Annotated in this window: 14 protein-coding genes; all 14 read left to right on the top strand. The window is 41.8% G+C overall.

Features of this window, described 5'->3' with window-relative positions; translation table 11 throughout:
- Positions 1 to 11 precede the first annotated feature (11 nt).
- The 14 genes from parC to A5878_RS10585 all read left to right on the top strand — a co-directional run bounded on the left by parC (position 12) and on the right by A5878_RS10585 (position 21596).
- Positions 12 to 2474: a DNA topoisomerase IV subunit A gene (gene parC, locus A5878_RS10650; RefSeq protein WP_016610800.1), complete on the top strand. Its 2463-nt coding sequence runs from the start codon at positions 12 to 14 to the stop codon at positions 2472 to 2474.
- A gap of 269 nt (positions 2475 to 2743) precedes the next feature.
- Positions 2744 to 4972 (top strand): formate C-acetyltransferase, encoded by a 2229-nt coding sequence (pflB, locus tag A5878_RS10645; protein ID WP_010749399.1) that lies wholly within the window; start codon positions 2744 to 2746, stop codon positions 4970 to 4972.
- A gap of 104 nt (positions 4973 to 5076) precedes the next feature.
- A complete protein-coding gene (pflA, locus tag A5878_RS10640) occupies positions 5077 to 5832 on the top strand; it encodes a pyruvate formate-lyase-activating protein (RefSeq protein ID WP_086295539.1) in 756 nt (251 codons plus the stop codon).
- 94 nt (positions 5833 to 5926) lie between these two features.
- Positions 5927 to 6856 (top strand): manganese-dependent inorganic pyrophosphatase, encoded by a 930-nt coding sequence (locus A5878_RS10635; protein ID WP_086295537.1) that lies wholly within the window; start codon positions 5927 to 5929, stop codon positions 6854 to 6856.
- Positions 6857 to 6944: 88 nt separating this feature from the next.
- Positions 6945 to 7754, top strand: a complete 810-nt coding sequence (locus A5878_RS10630; protein ID WP_081116407.1) for a DUF1803 domain-containing protein — start codon at positions 6945 to 6947, stop codon at positions 7752 to 7754.
- 195 nt (positions 7755 to 7949) lie between these two features.
- Positions 7950 to 8396: a hypothetical protein gene (locus tag A5878_RS10625; protein WP_060792226.1), complete on the top strand. Its 447-nt coding sequence runs from the start codon at positions 7950 to 7952 to the stop codon at positions 8394 to 8396.
- 94 nt (positions 8397 to 8490) lie between these two features.
- Positions 8491 to 8898: a hypothetical protein gene (locus A5878_RS10620; protein ID WP_060792227.1), complete on the top strand. Its 408-nt coding sequence runs from the start codon at positions 8491 to 8493 to the stop codon at positions 8896 to 8898.
- A gap of 177 nt (positions 8899 to 9075) precedes the next feature.
- Entirely contained in the window at positions 9076 to 11022 is a 1947-nt protein-coding gene (gene glgB, locus A5878_RS10615) for a 1,4-alpha-glucan branching protein GlgB (protein ID WP_086295817.1), read from the top strand.
- Positions 11023 to 11053: 31 nt separating this feature from the next.
- Complete coding sequence (locus A5878_RS10610) at positions 11054 to 12196, top strand: glucose-1-phosphate adenylyltransferase (protein WP_016610807.1); 1143 nt, start codon at positions 11054 to 11056, stop codon at positions 12194 to 12196.
- Positions 12186 to 13337 (top strand): glucose-1-phosphate adenylyltransferase subunit GlgD, encoded by a 1152-nt coding sequence (gene glgD / locus A5878_RS10605; RefSeq protein ID WP_060792228.1) that lies wholly within the window; start codon positions 12186 to 12188, stop codon positions 13335 to 13337. Before A5878_RS10610 ends, glgD begins: the two co-directional genes overlap by 11 nt.
- Entirely contained in the window at positions 13334 to 14767 is a 1434-nt protein-coding gene (gene glgA / locus A5878_RS10600; protein ID WP_060792229.1) for a glycogen synthase GlgA, read from the top strand. Before glgD ends, glgA begins: the two co-directional genes overlap by 4 nt.
- A gap of 117 nt (positions 14768 to 14884) precedes the next feature.
- The gene (locus tag A5878_RS10595; protein ID WP_086295535.1) at positions 14885 to 17338 is read left to right on the top strand and encodes a glycogen/starch/alpha-glucan phosphorylase; all 2454 of its coding nucleotides are present in this window, start codon (positions 14885 to 14887) and stop codon (positions 17336 to 17338) included.
- 81 nt (positions 17339 to 17419) lie between these two features.
- Entirely contained in the window at positions 17420 to 18181 is a 762-nt protein-coding gene (locus tag A5878_RS10590; protein WP_005229660.1) for a hypothetical protein, read from the top strand.
- A gap of 424 nt (positions 18182 to 18605) precedes the next feature.
- The gene (locus A5878_RS10585) at positions 18606 to 21596 is read left to right on the top strand and encodes a WxL domain-containing protein (protein ID WP_060792231.1); all 2991 of its coding nucleotides are present in this window, start codon (positions 18606 to 18608) and stop codon (positions 21594 to 21596) included.
- Positions 21597 to 21848 lie beyond the last annotated feature (252 nt).

The following is a 21848-nucleotide window of genomic DNA, read 5'->3' as shown; positions in this document are numbered from 1 at the left end:
GAGGTGGTCTCTTGGAACACAAAAGCAATATACAAGAATTGACATTGGAAGAAGTGATGGGAGATCGCTTCGGTCGATATTCCAAATACATTATTCAAGAACGGGCATTGCCAGATATTCGTGATGGGTTAAAACCGGTTCAGCGGCGGATTTTATTTGCCATGAACCAAGACGGCAATACCTATGACAAAGGCTTCCGCAAATCAGCAAAATCTGTCGGAAATATCATGGGGAATTTTCACCCCCATGGCGACTCGAGTATCTATGAAGCAATGGTCCGCATGAGTCAAGACTGGAAGCTACGTCAGATTTTGATTGAAATGCACGGGAACAACGGGAGTATGGATGGTGATCCGCCAGCTGCCATGCGTTATACGGAAGCACGGCTTTCAGAATTAAGTGGTGAGCTATTAAAAGATATTGAAAAAAACACCGTCGAATTGGTTTGGAACTTTGATGATACTGAAAAAGAACCAACTGTTCTACCAGCAAAATACCCGAATCTGTTAGTCAATGGCTCAACTGGGATCTCAGCTGGCTATGCAACAGAGATCCCTACCCACAATTTAGGGGAAATCATCGATGGAACGATCTATTTGATCGACCATCCGCAAGCTTCTTTGGATCAGCTGATGAAGTACATTCCTGGCCCTGATTTTCCAACAGGGGGCATTTTACAAGGGAAAGAAGAAATCAAAAAAGCGTATGAAACAGGCAAGGGCAAAGTGATTCTGCGTTCGAAAACCAAGATCGAAGACATCAAAGGCGGCAAACAGCAAATCGTCATCAATGAGATCCCATATGAGGTCAATAAAGCCAACTTAGTCAAAAAAATGGATGAGATCCGTTTGAATAAACGCATTGATGGGATTGCTGAAGTACGAGATGAAACAGATCGTACTGGACTACAGATTGTTGTCGAGCTGAAAAAAGAAGCAAATGCGCAAGGGATTTTAAATTATTTATTTAAGAATACCGAATTGCAGATCAACTACAACTTCAACATGGTGGCTATCGACAATATGCGCCCCCAACAAGTCGGTTTGAAACGGATTTTAGAAAGCTACATCAAGCATCGGCGTGAAGTAATCGAAAAACGCAGTCGTTTTGAACTGCAAAAAGCCCAAAAGAGACAGCATATCGTCGATGGGTTAATCAAAGCTTTATCGATTCTTGATGAAGTGATCGCCACCATTCGCGGCAGTAAAGACAAAAAAGATGCCAAAAACAATCTGGTTGTTCAGCACGGTTTTACGGAAGAGCAAGCAGAAGCCATTGTGAACTTACAGTTGTACCGCTTGACCAATACGGACATTACTCAATTGCAAGCAGAAGCAAAAGAACTTGCAGAAACGATTGCTGAATTGACAACGATTCTGAATGAAGAAAATGAATTGCTGAAAGTGATCAAGAAAGAACTGCGAGAGATCAAGAAAAAATATACGACGCCTCGGTTGACTGAAATCGAAGCAGAAATTCAAGAAATCAAGATCGAAACCCAAGTCTTGGTCGCGCAAGAAGAAGTCGTCGTGACGGTCACAAGAGACGGCTATGTCAAACGCAGCAGCTTGCGTTCTTACGGTGCTTCAAAACCAGAAGAGATCGGCATGAAAGAAGGCGACTCTTTACTTTACAGTAACCAAATGAACACGTTGGATCACCTATTGTTGGTTACTAATAAAGGGAACACGATCTATCGACCGGTTCATGAATTACCTGATTTAAAATGGAAAGATTTAGGGGAACATATTTCGCAAACAGTCATGACACTGGCGCAAGATGAAATGATCATTGGGGTCTTTGCCTACAAAGAGATCGATCCATTGAAAAATTTCGTACTGATCAGTAAAAACGGTATGATCAAACAGACACGAATGACGGAATTTGAACCTTGGCGCACCTATAAAACACGGCCGATGACGATCATGAAGCTGAAAGATGAATCAGATGAATTGGTCAACGTCTTTTTGACGGATCAAACGGAAGAAATGGATGTATTCTTAGTCAGTCATCTTGCCTTTGGCTTACGCTACCCGCTTAATGAAGTGCCTGTTGTGGGACCAAAAGCAGCTGGGGTCAAAGCGATGAACCTTAAAGCGGATGATTATCTTATCAATGGGTTGCTCGTTTATTCAGAAGGGGATACACCGATCGTTTTGATCACCCAACGTGGCGCAGCAAAACGAATGTTGGCTCAAGAAATCAACCAATTAGGTCGGGCGAAGCGCGGATTGATGGTCTTGCGGGAATTGAAGAAAAATCCTCATCGCGTCGTCTATATGGGCAGTGGGGAAAATCAGCAACTGCTAGTGACGAATCAAAAAGGACAATCCTTTGAAGTGATCACCAACCAAATCCCGATCAATGATCGGACCTCCAACGGCTCATTTATCATGGATGAGAAAACAGGGGGACAAATCTACGAAGTGAAAACTCAAATCAGTCCTGCAATCGCAGAGGATTCTGTACTATAAATTATAACAAAGCAACCCTTCTGTACCAGTACAGAAGGGTTGCTTTTTTTCTTATAATTAATCTTTCACATTAACGAAAAAGGTACTTTAATAAAAGTTTCACATTTAATAAATACCTATAAATCAACATTTTTAGTAATTAATATCTTAAAAAAAAATAAATTGTTAAAAATAATTCTTGAAAATGCTTGCAATCATTAAGGTGTGTGTTATACTGTTCACGTAAAGCTGTTACATTAGTGAACAGAAAATTTAAGGAGGTCCATCAAATGGAACAATGGAATGGATTTAAAGGAAAAACTTGGAAAGAAGAAGTAAACGTACGCGACTTCATCCAAGAAAACTACACACCTTATGACGGAACAGATGAATTCCTAGCAGATGCTACTGAAGCAACGACGAAGCTATGGGATCAAGTCATGGAACTGAACAAGCAAGAGCGTGAAGCTGGCGGCGTATTGGATATGGATACAAAAGTCGTTTCAACGATCACTTCTCATGGACCTGGCTACTTAGACAAAGACTTAGAAACAGTTGTTGGTTTCCAAACGGAAAAACCATTTAAACGCAGCTTGCAACCATTTGGCGGCATCCGCATGTCAGAACAAGCAGCAGAATCTTACGGCTATGAAATTGATGCGGAAGTCTCACATATTTTCCGTGACTACCGTAAAACACATAACCAAGGAGTTTTTGATGCTTATACACCTGAAATCAGAGCAGCGCGCCGTTCTGGTGTAATCACAGGTCTTCCTGATGCTTATGGCCGTGGCCGAATCATTGGTGACTACCGTCGTGTGGCATTATACGGTGTGGACTTCTTGATCAAAGAAAAACAACAAGACCTATTGTATTGCGGAAACGGAACGATGTCTGAAGACATTATCCGCCAACGTGAAGAATTGAGTGAACAAATTCGTGCTTTAAGCGAATTGAAAGAATTAGGAAACATTTACGGATTTGATATCTCTAAACCTGCTCAAACGGCGAAAGAAGCATTCCAATGGTTATATCTTGGTTACTTAGCAGCTATCAAAGAGCAAAATGGTGCAGCAATGTCATTGGGACGTACGTCAACTTTCCTTGATATTTATGTTGAACGCGATTTGAAAAATGGCGTGATCACTGAAGAAGAAGCACAAGAAATCGTTGACCATTTCGTCATGAAACTACGTCTTGTGAAATTTGCTCGGACGCCTGATTACAACGCACTGTTCTCTGGTGACCCAACTTGGGTAACTGAATCAATCGCTGGTATGGGTGAAGACGGACGTCACATGGTAACGAAAAACAGCTTCCGTTTCTTACACACTTTAGCAAACTTAGGTCCAGCGCCAGAACCAAACTTGACTGTTTTATGGTCAACACGTTTGCCTCATAACTTCAAAACATTCTGTGCGAAAATGTCGATCCAAACATCAGCGATTCAATATGAAAATGATGATGTGATGCGTGGACATTGGGGCGACGACTACGGAATCGCTTGTTGTGTATCCGCAATGCGCATCGGGAAACAAATGCAATTCTTTGGTGCTCGTGCCAACTTAGCGAAAACATTGTTGTATGCAATCAACGGTGGGGTCGATGAAAAATCAAAAGCACAAGTTGGACCAAAATTCCAACCAATTACTTCTGAATACTTGGATTACAACGAAGTAATGGAAAAATATGACACAATGATGGACTGGATTTGTGATCTGTATGTGAACACATTGAACATCATTCATTACATGCACGACAAATATTCTTATGAACGCATTGAAATGGCGCTACAAGATACAGACATTTTACGTACGATGGCTACTGGTATCGCTGGTTTCTCTGTTGCAGTTGACTCATTATCAGCGATCAAATATGCCAAAGTTCGTACGATCCGTGATGAAAACGGCATTGTTGAAGATTACGAAATCGAAGGCGATTATCCGAAATACGGAAACAATGATGACCGCGTAGATGATATCGCAGTCAACTTGTTGAAAGCCTTCATGAAAAAAGTAAAACGCACGAAAACATACCGTGATTCAAAACACACAACGTCGATCCTTACTATCACTTCTAACGTGGTTTATGGTAAGAAAACAGGGAACACTCCTGATGGACGTCGTGCAGGCGCACCATTTGCTCCAGGTGCAAACCCAATGCATGGTCGCGATACGCATGGTGCTTTGGCAAGTCTTTCATCAGTTGCGAAATTACCATATGATTACTCATTAGATGGTATTTCAAACACCTTCTCAATCGTACCTAAAGCATTAGGACGTGACGACGAAACACAACAAGAAAACCTAGCAACAATGCTAGATGGCTATGCAGCAAAAGGTGGTCACCACTTAAATATCAACGTATTTAACCGTGACACATTGCTTGATGCGCAAGCTCACCCAGAAAAATACCCACAATTAACGATTCGGGTATCTGGCTATGCAGTAAACTTCATTAAATTAACAAAAGAACAACAAGATGACGTGATTGCTCGTACAATGCACGAAGCAATGTAATAAGCAACAACTTCAGGCGGCGGACGGGAAAATCCGCCGCCTCTTGTTTTGAAAGTATCAGACGGAGCGTGGTCATCCGTCGTTTCGAAGAAAGGAAGAGCATTATGGCAGTAACAGGACAAGTACATTCAACAGAAAGTTTTGGATCAGTAGATGGACCAGGTATCCGTTTTATTGTATTCATGCAAGGATGCCGCATGCGTTGCCAGTTTTGTCATAATCCAGATACATGGAAGATTGGCACCGGTGTCGAACGAACGACTGATGATGTCTTAGAAGAGGCATTGAAATATCGCGAATTCTGGGGACAAAAAGGTGGGATCACCGTCAGTGGTGGGGAACCATTGCTTCAGATGGACTTTCTGATCGATCTGTTTCGTAAAGCCAAAGCAGAAGGTGTCAGCACGACATTAGATACTTGTGGAAAACCATTTACACGGGAAGAACCATTTTTTAGCAAGTTTCAAGAGCTGATGACCGTTACTGACTTGTTATTGTTTGATATCAAGCACATCGATAACAAAGCCCATAAAGAGCTAACTACTCAATCCAATGATAATATTTTGGATATGGCGAATTATCTTTCAGAGATCAATCAACCTGTCTGGATTCGTCACGTGCTGGTTCCTTTTAGAAGCGACTATGATGAATTTTTGATCCGTTTGGATGAGTTTATCAAAACACTGAAGAATGTCGACAAAGTAGAGATCTTGCCTTATCACACGATGGGGAAATACAAGTGGGATGAGCTTGGTTTGAAATATCCCCTTGAAGGGATCGAACCACCAACAGAAGATCGGGTGAAAAATGCCAAGCGTTTGCTTCATGTAGACAACTATAAAGGTTACTTAACCCGTTGATCAAAACAGGAAAGAAGAGATTGCTATTGCTTCTTTCCTGTTTTTTTACTATGATTAGAAAGTGAATATCAATTGAAATAGGAGCGATGAAGAAATGTCGAAAATATTAGTATTCGGTCATCAAAATCCTGATACCGACGCCATTGGTGCAGCAATTGCCTTTGCAAATTTACAAAATCAACTTGGAAAAGATTGTGAAGCAGTAGCGCTTGGTACACCGAATGAAGAGACACAATTTGCGTTAGATACCTTTGGCCTAACTGCCCCTCGGGTGATCGATTCAGTGGCAAAGGAAACCCAAGAAGTAATGTTAGTGGATCATAATGAATTTCAACAAAGTGCAGCGGATATTACGGATGTCACTGTATTGGCAGTAGTTGATCATCATCGTATCGCTAACTTTGAAACGGCAAATCCACTGTATTATCGTGCAGAGCCGGTCGGTTGTACAAGTACGATCGTGTTGAAATTATACAAAGAAAATCAAGTGGAAATTCCAAAAGCGATCGCAGGAATCATGCTCTCAGCGATCATCTCTGATACATTGTTGTTTAAATCACCAACATGTACCGACGAAGACGTAACAGCAGCCAAAGAACTAGCCGTTATAGCAGATGTAGAACTGGAAGTCTATGGATTAGATATGTTAAAAGCTGGTACGAATCTTGGAACGAAATCAGCAGCAGAATTGCTGGACCTAGATGCCAAAAGCTTCCCAATGGGTGCTAAAAACATCCGTATCGGACAAGTCAACACGGTTGATCTAAAAGAAGTCTTTGACCGTCAAGCAGAGTTGGAAGCGGCTATGAAGGATTCAATGGCAGCAAATGGCTATGATCTGTTCTTGCTGGTTGCCACTGATATCTTAGATAGTAATTCTGAGCTGCTAGTCGTTGGTGAACCAACTGCCCCGGTAGAAGCAGCCTTTAAAACGACATTAACCAACAATCGTGCGTTTTTACCTGGTGTCGTTTCTCGTAAAAAACAAATCGTACCTCAATTAACAGAGGTTTTTGAAGGATAATTAAGCTAACTGTCTGAATGCTGGTGAGATCTGTTTTGGTAGATCAAGCCAGCATTTTTCATGATTGTTTGGATAAGGAGTACACGCAGTGAAATTTTTTTATAGTCCCCACTTTCGCTCATTGCAACCGATACTGGAATCTTCGAAATTCCATGAATTGGTAGAGGAGCTATTAAATAGCCAAGAGCCGCCGACACTACGAGCGTTAAAAGCGAAGTTTACAGATGGTTCATTTGATAAAATTCTTGACCGCTTGATCGCAGAAAAGTTGATCATCCGTCAAGAACGACGCTATTATTTAGGCTTTCCCATCTATACTGAACATGATCAACAGCAGATACAAGTAAGTGATGATTTCTATCAAGCTGCGCGCAATTGGTCAACACAAGAAATCGCTGGGTTTATCAAAAGCTTTGCTTCGTCAAGTGTTGAAAATAAATACTTTTATGGTTGTCTGCAAGGGGTTGAACAAGGAGCGGTCTATGCATTGAGCCATGAACAGTTTCAGTTGATCTCTTACTCAGAAACACAGTGGCCACCGACACTGCCGGCTTTTTTTGAAGCGAATGAACAGTTGCGTACTCTTGCGATCTATGATGAATTAATGGATTTGATCGGTGATGTCGATCCAGTCTATTACTTAGACCAAGTGAGTGTGATCCTTGAACGCATTCGTAAAAACAAAAAAGTCCGTCCGAGTATTTTTCTGGAATCACTTCAACAGTTGAAAATCGTTAGTTCCGAGGTAGATTTCTTGCTGGAAGAAATAAATTGTGATAATCTAAAAAACGGTCGTTATCAGACTTCTGAAAAGGATCTGTTCGTCCAACGGCTTGTGATTGCTCACTTGGCAAAAAAATCAGGTTCATACAATACGCTTTATTTCAATAATAATTAGAATTTCTAATAATTATGTTATTTGTTTTAAATTTTCTAACTATTTAAAAGCTGCTAGATTCGATTCTAGCAGCTTTTTTTTTATTTCTTCAAATGATAATTTGATGAATAAAAATTAAAAACAACAATCGTTTTGTTTGGAGTTTTGATTTCTTGATGATATGATGATTCTAGAACTTTGAAAGGGGATATAAAAATGGAAGGATATAAAACGGTTGATTTTGAACAGTTGGAACAAAACAAAACGAAAGCAGAAATGATTACGTTCGTATCAATGTCAGAAATAGAAGCTGCTCGACAAGCAATTACAAAAGCGGGGATCGATGAAACGCGTTTTTCTGATGGCGATCTCATTCTTGCGTTAAAACAAAAGGAACGGTTTGGGGCAAATACGATCGTTTCCGTGATCATTGATTGGCTAGTCAAGCAAAACTATCTAGTGAATCCAGCTCATGCCATGCGTTACTTAGCAAAGAAAATGGCTGATGGTCCTGTAACGAGTTATAAACTATTGAGTGAGACTGAGTTTGACTGTGATGGGAATTATTACTTGATTGGTCACACTGGTAAATCATTTGCTGTAAATAAAGCCTATAAAGTTTACACTGACGGACAAGTAAAAGTGCTTTGGCAGGCAAAATAATAGAAGATGATTTCGGCTCTAGCGAAGAAAGAAAACGGCTGTTGAAGCAGTTGTTTTCATAAAAGGATCGAAGATTGAAGGTTGTGAAGGACGCGTGAAACTAAACATTCGAATCAGCTTAGCTGGCAGTCATCTTTTGATTGGTGCATTCAGTTTGATCGGTGCATTGCTGACGCTTTATAAAGTACCAACTAGTTTTGGTACGATCCAAGTCATGTTAGGTGAAATTTATTATACCGACACGGTATTTGACCGGTTTACTCAGTTTTTCTTACTGGGGATCATTAGTCTTTATACCGTAGTGACGAGTTTTTATGGGTTTCGATTCTGGTGTTTTTGCTCCGCCTCTTCTGCATTTGGGACACTGCTGGCATATGTTGAATTAACTGAGACACTTCCGGTGATGGTTGTTTTCATCCTGTTTTTGGCAAGTTTGTTTCAGTTAAGTGTAGTCACATACTTCATTTTCCAAAAGCTAAAAAGTAGAGCTGAAACAGGTTGAACAGATACGTTCAAGCTGTTTTTTTCTGTCAAAGATTATTTGTTGGCAACTAGGGTTATTGCGTTACTAGCGCAGTGTTTTATGCTATGCTAGATAGAGAGATGTAGTTGATTTGAAACGATTTCTAAAAGATGAAAGAGCGTAACAAGGTCGTTGGCATTTCAGTCAGCGATCAAAATGAATTTGAGGAGGACTGATGAGAGAGTGGTTACCAAACAACAGGTACTGACTGCGGAAAAAGACTTTCTGAGTGGTGAAAATTTTTATGTACAGCATTTCTTAGGCGCCCATCAAGTAGATGATGGCTACGTGTTTCGCGTTTGGGCACCAAATGCTCAGCAAGTTTGGCTTGTTGGCGACTTCAACCAATGGACGGACACCTTGCCGATGAACAAAAGGGCAGAATCCGGTGTTTGGGAAATTGAGACCAATCAAGTAAAAGAAGGACAGCTTTACAAATACAAAGTAAAACAAGCAAATGGACGAGAAGTATTGAAGATCGATCCTTTTGCTGTCCATTTCGAAGCTCGACCAGGAACTGCTGCCGTGTTGCATTCGATCCCACAAAAAAAATGGCGGGATGGGTTATGGCAAGGACGGAAAAAAAGACAAAAAACTTTTAATCGACCTCTTAATATTTATGAAGTTCATGCCAGCTCCTGGAAGCACCACGAAGATGGCACCCCTTATCGCTTCTCCAAATTAAAAGATGAACTTATTCCTTACGTGAAAAAAATGGGCTACACCCATATCGAATTTATGCCTTTGATGGAACATCCCTTAGGAACCTCCTGGGGCTATCAATTGACTGGTTACTTTGCACTTAGCTCCTATTATGGGACACCAGAAGAGTTTCAAGACTTTGTAGAGGCTTGTCATTTGGAAAATATAGGTGTCTTCGTTGATTGGGTGCCAGGACATTTTTGTGTCAATGATGACAGTCTTGCCTATTATGATGGCACGCCGACCTTTGAATACATGGATGAAAACCGTGCGAAAAATGTTCGCTGGGGTGCGATCAACTTTGATCTAGGCAAACCGCAAGTCCAAAGCTTTCTGATCTCAAGTGCATTGTTCTGGATCGAATTTTACCACATTGATGGTATTCGGGTAGATGCCGTTTCCAACATGATCTATCGCGATTATGATGAAGGTCCATGGGAACCGAATCACGAAGGGGGCAATCGGAATTTTGAAGGGTACTATTTCTTACAAAAGCTCAATTCAGTCATCAAGTTAGCCCATCCTGCAGTTGTCATGATTGCAGAGGAAAGTACTTCCGAGACCAAAATAACAGGAATGGTCGAAGGAGGCGCTCTCGGGTTTGACTACAAATGGAATATGGGCTGGATGAATGATGTCCTGCGTTTTTACGAAATGGACCCGATTTTCCGTAAAGATCATCTAAGTCTTTTATCTTTTTCTTTCATGTATCGGATGCAAGAAAATTATATCTTGCCACTCTCCCATGACGAAGTGGTTCATGGCAAAAAAAGTTTGATGGACAAAATGTGGGGAGACCGCTACAAACAGTTTTCACAACTACGAAATCTCTATACGTACATGATGATGCATCCAGGGAAAAAACTGTTATTCATGGGTAGTGAATGGGGACAGTTTTTAGAATGGAAATATGATCATGGTCTTGAATGGGTCGATTTAAACGACGCATTCAATGCAAAAATGCAGTTCTTCACCCAGACCTTGAATGAATTATACAAAGAAGAACGAGCCCTTTGGGAATTGGATGATCAAGAAGATTCATTGATGGTGATCGATGCAGACAACTTAGATGAAACGACATTGACTTTCTTACGACAAGGAAAAACGAAAAAAGACTTCTTGATCGTGGTTGTCAATCTGACACCAGTGGAGCGTCACGATTTTGCGATCGGCGTGCCATACGAAGGAACGTATCGCGAGATTTTAAACACGGAACGGGATGTATTTGGCGGAACTTGGGTGGCGAATAACCCAGACTGTCAGACCAGTAATACCCCTTTTAAGCAATACGACTATCAAATCAAAACAATTTTGCCTGCACTTGGGGCTTTAATCATCAAACCAGAAAAAATCAAAATGACTCGAAAAAAAGCAGTAAAGAAAGTACAAAAAAAAGAGTAGAGGGGGAACGGTGAGTAGATCACCAAACAAAATGAAAACAGAGATGTTAGCAATGATCCTCGCAGGGGGACAAGGGACTCGATTAGGAAAATTAACAAAGAATATTGCTAAACCAGCGGTTCCATTTGGTGGTAGATATCGGATCATCGATTTCACGTTGAGTAATTGTGTCAATTCAGGAATCAAAAATGTGGGTGTTGTCACTCAGTACCAGCCATTAGCACTAAACAACCATATCGGAAATGGTGCGAGCTGGGGATTGGATGGAATCAGTACCGGTGTGACGATCTTACAACCATATTCAAATTCAGAAGGCGAAAAATGGTTTGAAGGAACTGCCCATGCGATCTATCAAAACATCGCTTATATCGATGAGATGGACCCGCAATATGTCTTGATTTTATCAGGCGACCATATCTACAAAATGGATTATGAAGAAATGCTGGAAAAACACAAAGAAAATGATGCTTCATTGACGGTTGCAGTTCTCGAAGTACCGATGAAAGATGCCTCGCGTTTCGGAATCATGAACACCGATAAAAATGACCGTATCATCGAATTTGATGAAAAACCAGCCGAACCAAAGAGCAATCTCGCTTCAATGGGGATCTATATTTTCGATTGGAGTCGTCTGCGCAGTATGCTGTTGAGTAACTATACAAAAGACGGCGAAATGGTCGATTTTGGGAAACATGTCATTCCTTCTTATCTCGAAAGCGGCGACAACGTTTTTGCCTATCGCTTCTCTGGCTATTGGAAAGACGTAGGAACGATCGATTCATTGTGGGAAGCCAATATGGAATTTATTGATCCAGCAATGGAGTTGAATATTCGGGATAAAAGTTGGCAAGTATTTTCTAAAAACCCAATCGCACCACCACATTTTGTGACTGAGACTGGGGCTGCGAGAAACTCTCTCGTGATGGATGGCTGTTATGTTGCAGGGGAAATCGAGCACAGTATTTTATCAGAAAACGTACAGGTGAAAGAAGGATCGACGATCAAGGACAGCGTGATCATGCCTGGAGCGGTGATCGGTAGAAATGTTAAATTAAACCGAGTGATCGTTGGGGAAAATGCAGTGATCGGTGACGACGCAGAGATCGATGGAACAGACGAAATTGCCGTAGTCGGCTATTCTGAAATTTTAGGGGTGACGATTGATGAGAACTAATAAAATGTGTGCGATTTTAGGGAATCTGCAACGATACCAAGACTTGATGCCATTAACAGAAAACCGTCCGCTGTCGACCTTATTGTTTGACTGCAAGTATCGCTTGTTAGATTTCAATCTTTCAAGTATCGAAAATGCCAATATCAAACAAGTCTATATGATTTTCAATGAAGGAGAAACGCAGTCGGTCTTCGATCATATCGGTGGCGGAAAAGAGTGGAACTTGGACGGCGTACAAAACCGTTTCTTTATTCACCTGTTCCAAGACTCATTGAAAAAGCAAGCAGAAGGACAAGAGTATTACTATAATGTCATCGACTATTTGGAAAAATCCAAATCGGATCATACCGTATTTATGGGCAGCAAAGTCTTATGCAACATTGATTTACGTGCCTTGCTGAAAATCCATCAGCTACAAGGCAATGAAATGACCGTTGTGTACAAACGCATCAGCAGTGACAATATTTGCGAAAGTGATCTGTTGTTCAATGTAGACAGTGAAGGTCACTTAGAAGAAGCGATCCAAGCGAAAAAAGGTGAGGTCAGTGACCTTGTCAACTTATGTACGGATATTTTTATCATTCAAACAGATCGCCTGATCACGGCTCTTAAAGAGGGGCAAAAAGTTGGCGCAACGGCAGACCTCGGTCAATTTTTACGAGAAATGATCGCTGTTGAAAATACCGGTCTATATGAATACACTGGTTACTTAAGTAACATTTATGATATCTCTTCTTATTATCAAACAAATATGGACATGCTCGATGTGCATAAATTTACGTCGTTGCTTTATTCGAATCAAAAGATCTATACCAAACTGAAAAACGAAGTGCCAACGTATTATTCGGAAACATCTGACGTGAAAAATAGCCACTTTGCTTCTGGCTGCATCGTGGAAGGAACGGTCGAACAGTCACTGGTTGCCCGCCGCACGAAGATCCATCCCGAAGCAAAAGTCAAAGGAGCGATCATCTTCGGAAATAATGAGATCAAAGCAGGTGCCGAAGTCTCTTATGCGATCCTAGATAAAAATGTGACCATCGCAGAAGGTGTCAAAGTGCAAGGAACCAAAGAAACGCCAATCGTCATTAAGAAAAATTCTCATGTCACCCAAGACGTTATTGGAGGGGCAAGCGCATGAAGGTTCTGTTTACAGCAGCGGAATGCGCCCCATTTTTTAAAACAGGCGGATTAGGGGATGTTGCAGGGGCATTGCCAAAAGAGTTGGTCAAAAAAGGCGTCGAGACAGTGGTCGTCTTACCCTATTTCACGAAAATGCCTGCTGAATACCAAGAGCAAATGGAAGATTGTTTTTCCTTTGAAGTAGCGGTCGGCTGGCGCAAGCAATATTGTGGGATCAAAAAATTAGTTCTAGGCTCTGTGACCTATTATTTCATAGACAATCTCTATTATTTTGGTCGCGAACGGCTCTATGATTTTTATGATGATGGGGAACGCTTTGCTTTCTTCCAATTAGCCGTGATCGAAATGATGGAACGCATTGAATTTATTCCAGACATCGTGCATGTCAATGATTACCATACGGCGATGATTCCCTTCTTGATCAAAGAGAAATATCATTGGATTCAAGCGTATCAAAACATACGCACCGTTTTGACGATCCATAACATTGGGTTTCAAGGGTGGTATAGTCGCGATATTTTACCAGATCTTTTTGGGATGGGGACTGAGAGATACGATGATGGTACGCTACGTTTAAACGATTGTTTGAACTTTATGAAAGCTGGAATCTTGTATGCTGACCGTATCACGACGGTCAGTCCTTCCTATAGTGAAGAAATCAAAACCTCTGAGTTCGGCTGTGGGCTTGAAGTCATTTTACGCATGGAAAGCGGCAAACTCAGTGGCATCTTAAACGGAATTGATTATGAAATGAACGATCCAGAAACCGATCCTCATTTGGACTACTCTTTCAATCAAGAGGACTTGTCTGGTAAAGCGCAAAACAAGCGAGCGCTACAAGAACAGTTTGGTTTGCCTACCCGTAAAGATGTCCCATTGATTTCTGTTGTTAGCCGTTTGACCACTCAAAAAGGGTTCCATTTGGTCCTTGAAGAAATGGAAAATCTCTTGCAATTTGATGTTCAGTTCATCTTACTAGGGACTGGCGAACATGATTTTGAAGAAGGTTTTCGCTATTTTGCTCAGAAATATCCTGATAAATGTGCTGCTGCGATTTCTTTTGATATTGCATTGGCGCAAAAGTTATACGCAGCAGCGGATCTTTTCTTGATGCCTTCCGCCTTCGAACCATGCGGACTGTCACAGATGATCGCGATGCGTTATGGTACATTACCGGTCGTTCACGAAATCGGTGGCTTGAAAGATACGGTAGATTCCTATAATCCGATCACGAAACAAGGTACCGGCTTTGGCTTTCAAGAGTTTTCACCATTCTACTTGATGAATGCTTTGAAACAAGGGATCGAATTGTATCAATCCGATCAGGAAACGTGGACCGTATTGGTCAAGCAAGCAATGGAAAAAGATTTCAGCTGGAATCAAAGTTCAGATCTTTATATCCAGTTGTATAATACTATCAAAGTTTGATTGTTTTAAGACAGAAGAATCCTTGTCTGCAACAGAACTGCTAGTTGTATGACTAGCAATTTTGGCGGCAAGGATTCTTCTTTTTTATAAATTGAATGCAAAAAGGAGTGTAACCCTATGACAAAAGAACGATTGCGTGAACTGCTAGAAATCAGTGTTCATGAACTCTTTGCGATTGAAATGGATGAAGCTTCACCGCAGGAATTGTTTCAAGCACTAGCCAATGTGGTGAAGCAAATGTATTCAGAAGACTGGCGTCAAACCAGAAAAAATCTCTTGTTGGAGGATCAAAAACAAGCGTACTATTTTTCAATCGAATTTTTGCCTGGCAAAATGTTAAAAAGCAATTTGTTGAATATGCAGCTGTTGGAGCAGGCCAAAGCCGTTTTTGAAGAGTTAGGCGTTTCCCTTGATGACGTTGCGGATACAGAAAAAGACATGGCTTTAGGCAACGGGGGCCTCGGTCGTTTGGCATCTTGTTTTATGGATTCCCTGGCTTCATTAAGCTTGCCGGGAAATGGGAACGGGATTCGCTATCGCTATGGATTATTTAAACAAAAATTTATTGACGGCCATCAAGTAGAATTACAAGATGATTGGTTACGCTCTGGGAATGTCTGGGAAGTCCGCAAAGAAAGCAAAGCGGTGCCTATTCGATTTGGTGGGCAGGTCTATCTCGTTACGGGAGAGGACGGAAAACTAGCACCGGTCTATGAAGGTGGCTTTACCTGGCGGGCAGTTCCGTATGACACCGCGATGGTTGGCTATCAGAATCAACACATCAACACACTGCGCTTGTGGAGTGTCGAAGTACCTGCTGAAGATGAGGCGCATTATGCGACATTGGAATCACGGCAAGCTTTAGAAAATTTGACTGCTGTTTTATATCCAGATGACTCAAACGAGATCGGCAAACGCACACGATTGATGCAAGAATACTTTTTTGTTTCTGCAGGCATTCAAAGTATCATTCGCTATTATAAAAAATCGAATCTGCCTTTAGCAATGCTCAGTGAACGAGTAGCAATCCATATCAACGACACGCACCCAGCACTTTGTGTCCCAGAACTGATGCGTATTTTAGTTGATGAAGAAGGCCTTGCTTGGGAACAAGCGTGGGCGATCACCGTGAAAGTCATGAGTTATACGAACCATACGATCATGGCGGAAGCCTTAGAAAAATGGCCAGTTCGCATGATTGAAGAAGTTTTGCCGAGAATGGATCAGATCATTAAAGAAATTGATCGGCGCTTTGTCGAAGGAATGCAAGGGGTCCATCCGCAAGCCTTACTGGATCGGACGCGAATCATTATTGATGATCAAGTCCATATGGCACATCTCGCCATCATCGGCAGCCATAGTGTCAATGGGGTAGCCAAGCTCCATTCTGATTTACTAAAATCAGTGGTACTCCATGACTTCTATCTCATTTATCCTGCCCGTTTCAACAATAAGACCAACGGTATCGCACAACGGCGCTGGCTTCAGCTAGCCAATCAACCATTAGCCAAAGTGCTGGATCAGTCGATCGGCACGAGTTGGCGCAATGACCCCTTGGATCTGCAGTTGCTCAAAAATTATTATGAGGACGAAACCGTTCTGCAACAAATTGCCGACGCAAAAATGAGTAACAAGCGTGCACTGGCAAAGTACATTCAAAAAGCAACGGGCATTACAGTAGATCCAACGGCAATTTTTGATGTGCAGATCAAACGCCTGCATGCGTACAAACGACAACTGCTGAATCTAATGCATATCTTGAAGCTCTACTTTGAGGTTAAAGAAGATCCGACTGCAGCGTTTCATCCAAGAGTCTTTATTTTTGGTGCCAAAGCCGCACCAAGCTATCACTACGCAAAATCGATCATTAAAGTAATCAATGAAGTGGCGAATCTGATCAATCATGATGAAACCATCAATGATAAAATCAAGGTTGTATTTTTAGAAAATTACAACGTTTCATTAGCAGAAAAAATCATTCCAGCAGCGGATGTCAGTGAACAAATCTCATTGGCCTCTAAGGAAGCGTCAGGGACAAGCAATATGAAGTTGATGCTAAATGGGGCAGTAACGATTGCGACTTTAGATGGTGCCAATATTGAGATTCGAGATGCGATCGGTGATGAAAACATTGCGATCTTTGGGTTGACGGAAGAAGAAGTGTATCAGTATTACGCCCAGCATAATTATTCTGCTTACACCTACTATGAGTCAGATCCAGTCTTGCAACGGGTGGTCAATGCCTTTATTGATGGGACGATCCCCAATATTCAAGTAGAAGGTCGAGAAATCTTTGATTCCCTTTTGAAATACAATGATGAATACTTTTTATTAAAGGATTTTCATGCCTATTGTGACGCGCAGCATCGGGTAGATAGTGCCTATCAGGATACGCAGCGCTGGCGTAAAGTCAGCCTAATGAATATTGCGAATGCAGGCAAATTTTCGGCAGATGAAACGGTGCGAAATTATGCTGCAGATATTTGGCAGATCGATCCATTATTTGCCCATGTCAAAGAACCGAATGCAGCAAGCTTGACTGAGACGGTGCCTCCAGCCGAATTTAGCTGAAGTGTCCTCATCTGAAATGGTGTAGTCTTTCGTGAAATTCTCCTTAATTTATGGTATGATGAAAAAAATGCATGTAAGAGGATGAGTACAGTGGCAAATTATTTAGATGTGAAACGAAAACACTTCCGTTTTCCTGCTTATGATGATACAGATGGTGTGAAGCTGCAATCCGAGCATCGCCCCGCATTCAGTAAAGCAGATGATTGGATTTTAACCGAAATCAAAGATTCCGTGAGTCATTCTCACAAGGAAGAAAATCAATCTTTGCAGCGTAAAGTGCAGTCCAGCCAACGCGATCGGGGGCACAATGTTCGTCAAAAAGAAGAGCTTGCCAATCACCGTGCCAACTTGCCTCAGTACGGAAAACGTCCGGTGAAAGAACAGATGCCAACAGGAAAAACCAATTTTTTTGGCAAAGAGGCGAACCATTCTTCTTATCAAGTGACCAGTAAGAAGGAAAAAGCTGAGGTTCCTGTTTCTTCGAAAAAAGAATATTCGGGGCGCTCTTACTTCGTACCTAAATATATTCCTGCATCAATTATTCCAGATGAGCAAAAACCTGAAATTACGCCGAACGATTTGATGGATGCAATGGCAAAAAAACAAGAAAGTTATTTGTTGTTTGATACGGAACCAGCAGCTTATCAAGTCAAAGAAGAAAATGATCCAACCGTCAAAAAATTCAATCGCCATCCCTCTGTTGGGATGACGCGCAGTGAGTTTCGCGCCAATAACAAAAAAAATGGTGAGAAAAAACGTTCCGTTTTAGATCGATCATTAAAAGGAATGATTGAAGACGATCAACAAGAAGAATCTTCAAATGGCTATTTTCGTTCTAAATAGTAGTGACAGTTACTCTTAATAGAAGTGGTCCTTTGATCATAACGATGAATGATTTCAGCTAGATGGCTAACATCTAGCTGTTTTTTTTGTGTGCCGAAACTGCCGATTTCACAAAATGCTTAGTCGAATTACATTTTTCACCGGCTGAGGAATATTCTGATTTTACTAAGCGATAGCGTGGGCTATAGAATAAAGTGAAACGATCAAAACCATCGTTATTTATAATGTTTGTTATTTTAATTGGCGATTTCTTTTGTCATTTAAAATCGATGGCAGGTCAAACGGTAACAGGATTGTGGTTTTCTAATCAGCTGTAATTGAAAAAGGGAAGCAAGCGTCCTGATGGCTAAAGCTGCTCTTTGGGAAGGACTGATCCATGATCGATTTCAAGGGAAAGATACGCTGAAAGGTGGGGCATCAACAAATGAACAAGAAAAAGAGAAAGGTATATTTCACTATCATTATTGGCTTACTTGGAGGACTCTACTTTTTTTCAACCATGAGTGTGTTTTCTTCAAACATTTTCTTTGCTGCTCAGCTGGAGGAAGACACGGTTGCGAGTGAAGCATTTGAACCGATACGAGAGAAAGAAGCCGAGGAAAGAGTTGCCATTTATTTTGATGAATCAACGAAAGCTGGGACTGTAGGAGACATGTTGCTAGTCGCATTTCATACGGACCGTCCCATTAATGAAATAGCGATCCGATTGCCGCAATCTGCGGTTATTGCTGAAGAGGAGTTGCCAAAGGGAGTCAAAATTACACCAACCACTGAAGAGAATGGGTGGAAACTAACGACCGATACCCCTAGAAGTGATTTCTTGGTTCCAGTGGTAGTTGATACAGCAGGGTCGTTTCCATTTGAGGTAGCAGAATCAATGATAATACTTGAGATAAAAGAAGCACGGGAGACAAACCCTACGGATACACAAGAGGATGACCAAACTGATTCGAGTGACTCCACTGATCAATTGGATCAAGAGGATCAAGTAGCAGAAGAGAAGGAAATAGAAAGCCAGCTTCCTGAGGCATCAGATTCTGATCCTGGCAATCTGTATCTTTTAGGCGACGACGTAAAAAAGAGAGGGGTTGCTAACTGGGTCGAATTTATGGCTGCAATGGTCGATCCGACGGTCAATTATATTTATTTGACAGCCAGTTTTCAAACGAACGATAATCCTCGTTTAGGTATTACGGGAATTGACGGCTGGAGCAGCAGCGCCAATCCTAATGGCGGATTAGCCTATGTTTATATCAATGCCTCGAGAGTTTCAAGAACGTTAATCATTGATGGTCTCGACACCTATCAGATGGATCTTAGAGCCGTTGCGATCTGTTTCCGCGATTCGAGTGTCAATCCTGATTCCCCATGGGACATTACCTTGCAAAATTTGGAACTCTACCATGGAAACTTTTGGGGGGCAATTGAATACCATGATTTGAACATGACAAATCAGCAGCGTTCAATCATTCGGTACCACAATCTCAACCATACTGGCAATCAGTTGTTTTACGGTTTGCACTCTCGAGCAAGCTTTTCTGGACATTCGGTTTCACACCAAACGCCTAGATATACATCAGACTTCAATGCTTCTTGGATGATTCACTCGAACATCCAAGCGAATTTTGAAATCAACCAAATAGAACTTCGTGAGGGAGCAAACGTCGAAATGTCGACGATCAGCTCAGGAAATCTTGATTTTTATAATACGAATGCGCGTCTCGTACTAGGGGATAATGCCCGACTCTCATTAAATGCCAACGGTTCAGCTGGTGAAGCAGGTGGTGCCAATATTCGGTTTGTCGCTGGCAATGGACGCATTGAGTTAGGAAAAGGTGCGGAATTGGCATTAAATACACAAAACAACAGTCCGGCAGTCATCACATCAGGCACGCCTCATGATATTCGCTTAATGGAAAAAAGTCGCTTGTCGGTTACTGCTGCAAACCGAACATTGTATAGTCATATTTTCTGGTTGAGTGCCAATACTCATGTAACCTTAGAAGACAGCAGCACCTTAGAGGTTGAAGCAACAAATCAAAATACAACCGCAAATATCTTCCACTTCTCTGGCACGACTGGCAATCTCAATGTTGGCAAAGATGCTACCTTAGATATTCGTTCGGACAGCCCTCAACCTGTCCAACGCCTACTTTTCTTTAGTGGTGCCAACAATCCCGCAAGATTGACGATCGACGATGCCAAGCGTGTCAATTTGCAAAGAACCCGCCCAATAACGACCACAACAAATGGTCTAATTGAAGGGGGAGGAATCACTGCAAAGAACCAGGCGATTCGCCAGTGGCGGCATGGAAATACAGGAGACCCATCTGATTTTCAGTGGCAACCGATTCTGTCCATGACTGCGGCGATTTCAGGAACCAATACCAATGTGACCAATGTATCTTCACTGAATGAGGACACAAGTCGAGGGGTTGCCGCGCAGTTTGCTTCTCGTTCACAACGTCTATTATTTGAGAGAATACCAGACATCACGGTGACCATCGATCCTTTGACAGAAGATAGAACCTTACCTAATGCCTATACGATTTCGGGAACTGCCAATCCTGGTAGCTACCTTCGATTTCAAAGAGAGGGGCTGATGCCAGAACCGACGCTTGAAACGACAGTCGATAGTGCTGGCAATAGCGGGTATTTTCACACACAAGCGGATGAAAACGGGCACTATTTACTTGATCTATCTGATTTAGAACCTTTCCAGTATTTTACACAAGGTGAGGTGGTCACCGCACAGGCATTTCTTGATGGTAAATGGGCAGAAGCATCAACCACTGTGGAACCCATTGGTGACGTTGACCCAAAAGATCCCCTTGATCCTGATCAACCGATTCTTCCTGAAAATCCACCATTGATACCAGAAAATCGCGGGTTTGTCAGCATAGACTTTGTTTCACAATTCGATTTTGGTACAGTACCGATTCGCTCGTCGACAAGCCGCTATCCGGCGCGTTCGCAACGAATTTCTTCAGTGGATGATTATGAATCAACCGAACGACCAAACTATATTCAGGTTTCCGATCGTCGATTTCTCCCAAATGGCTGGACCTTGAGTGCCCGTTTATCTGAGGAAGGGTTCGTTAGCACGGATGCGTTTAAGCACAACTTAAAAGGAGCGAGTGTGCATTTGAATAATATTGAAATGGTTACCTCTAGAGAAAATCCCTCTGAAGCACCAGACTACTTTGAAGCAATTGAGCTGGGACCGCAGAACCAAGTGATTGCACGTGCCAATGAAAAGCAAGGGGCGGGAACTTGGATTCAACGCTATGGAAACGAGCATACCATGCAAAAAAGTGTCGAGCTGGAAATCCCTATTGGCGCGAGGCCACAAGCAACAAGTTATCAAGGAACCATCCATTGGGAGCTGAGTTTCGTACCTGGTGCTGACGAATAACCCCTTGGAAAACAAGTAAATATGTTCTGCAATCGTGAATATGATCGAACACTGTAAAAGTTGATCAGACAAAAAGAAGTCCATTTGCCATTGGGCTTCTTTTTTTGTCTGAAACAAACGAGTAGTGGTTTACACTACTTTTCCCACTTTGGTGGATACGCTTTTCAATCAATAGAAGTGAGTGAAACCACAGGCAATGGATCGATGAGCAAAATCATGACACGGTAGTCATCAACGAAATCACCTAAGCAC

The organism is Enterococcus sp. 3G6_DIV0642, from assembly GCF_002140635.1.
GTDB classification, from domain to species: domain Bacteria; phylum Bacillota; class Bacilli; order Lactobacillales; family Enterococcaceae; genus Enterococcus_D; species Enterococcus_D casseliflavus.
Note: the sequence above shows the minus strand (reverse complement) of the source record. Positions and strands in the feature narration are given on the sequence as shown.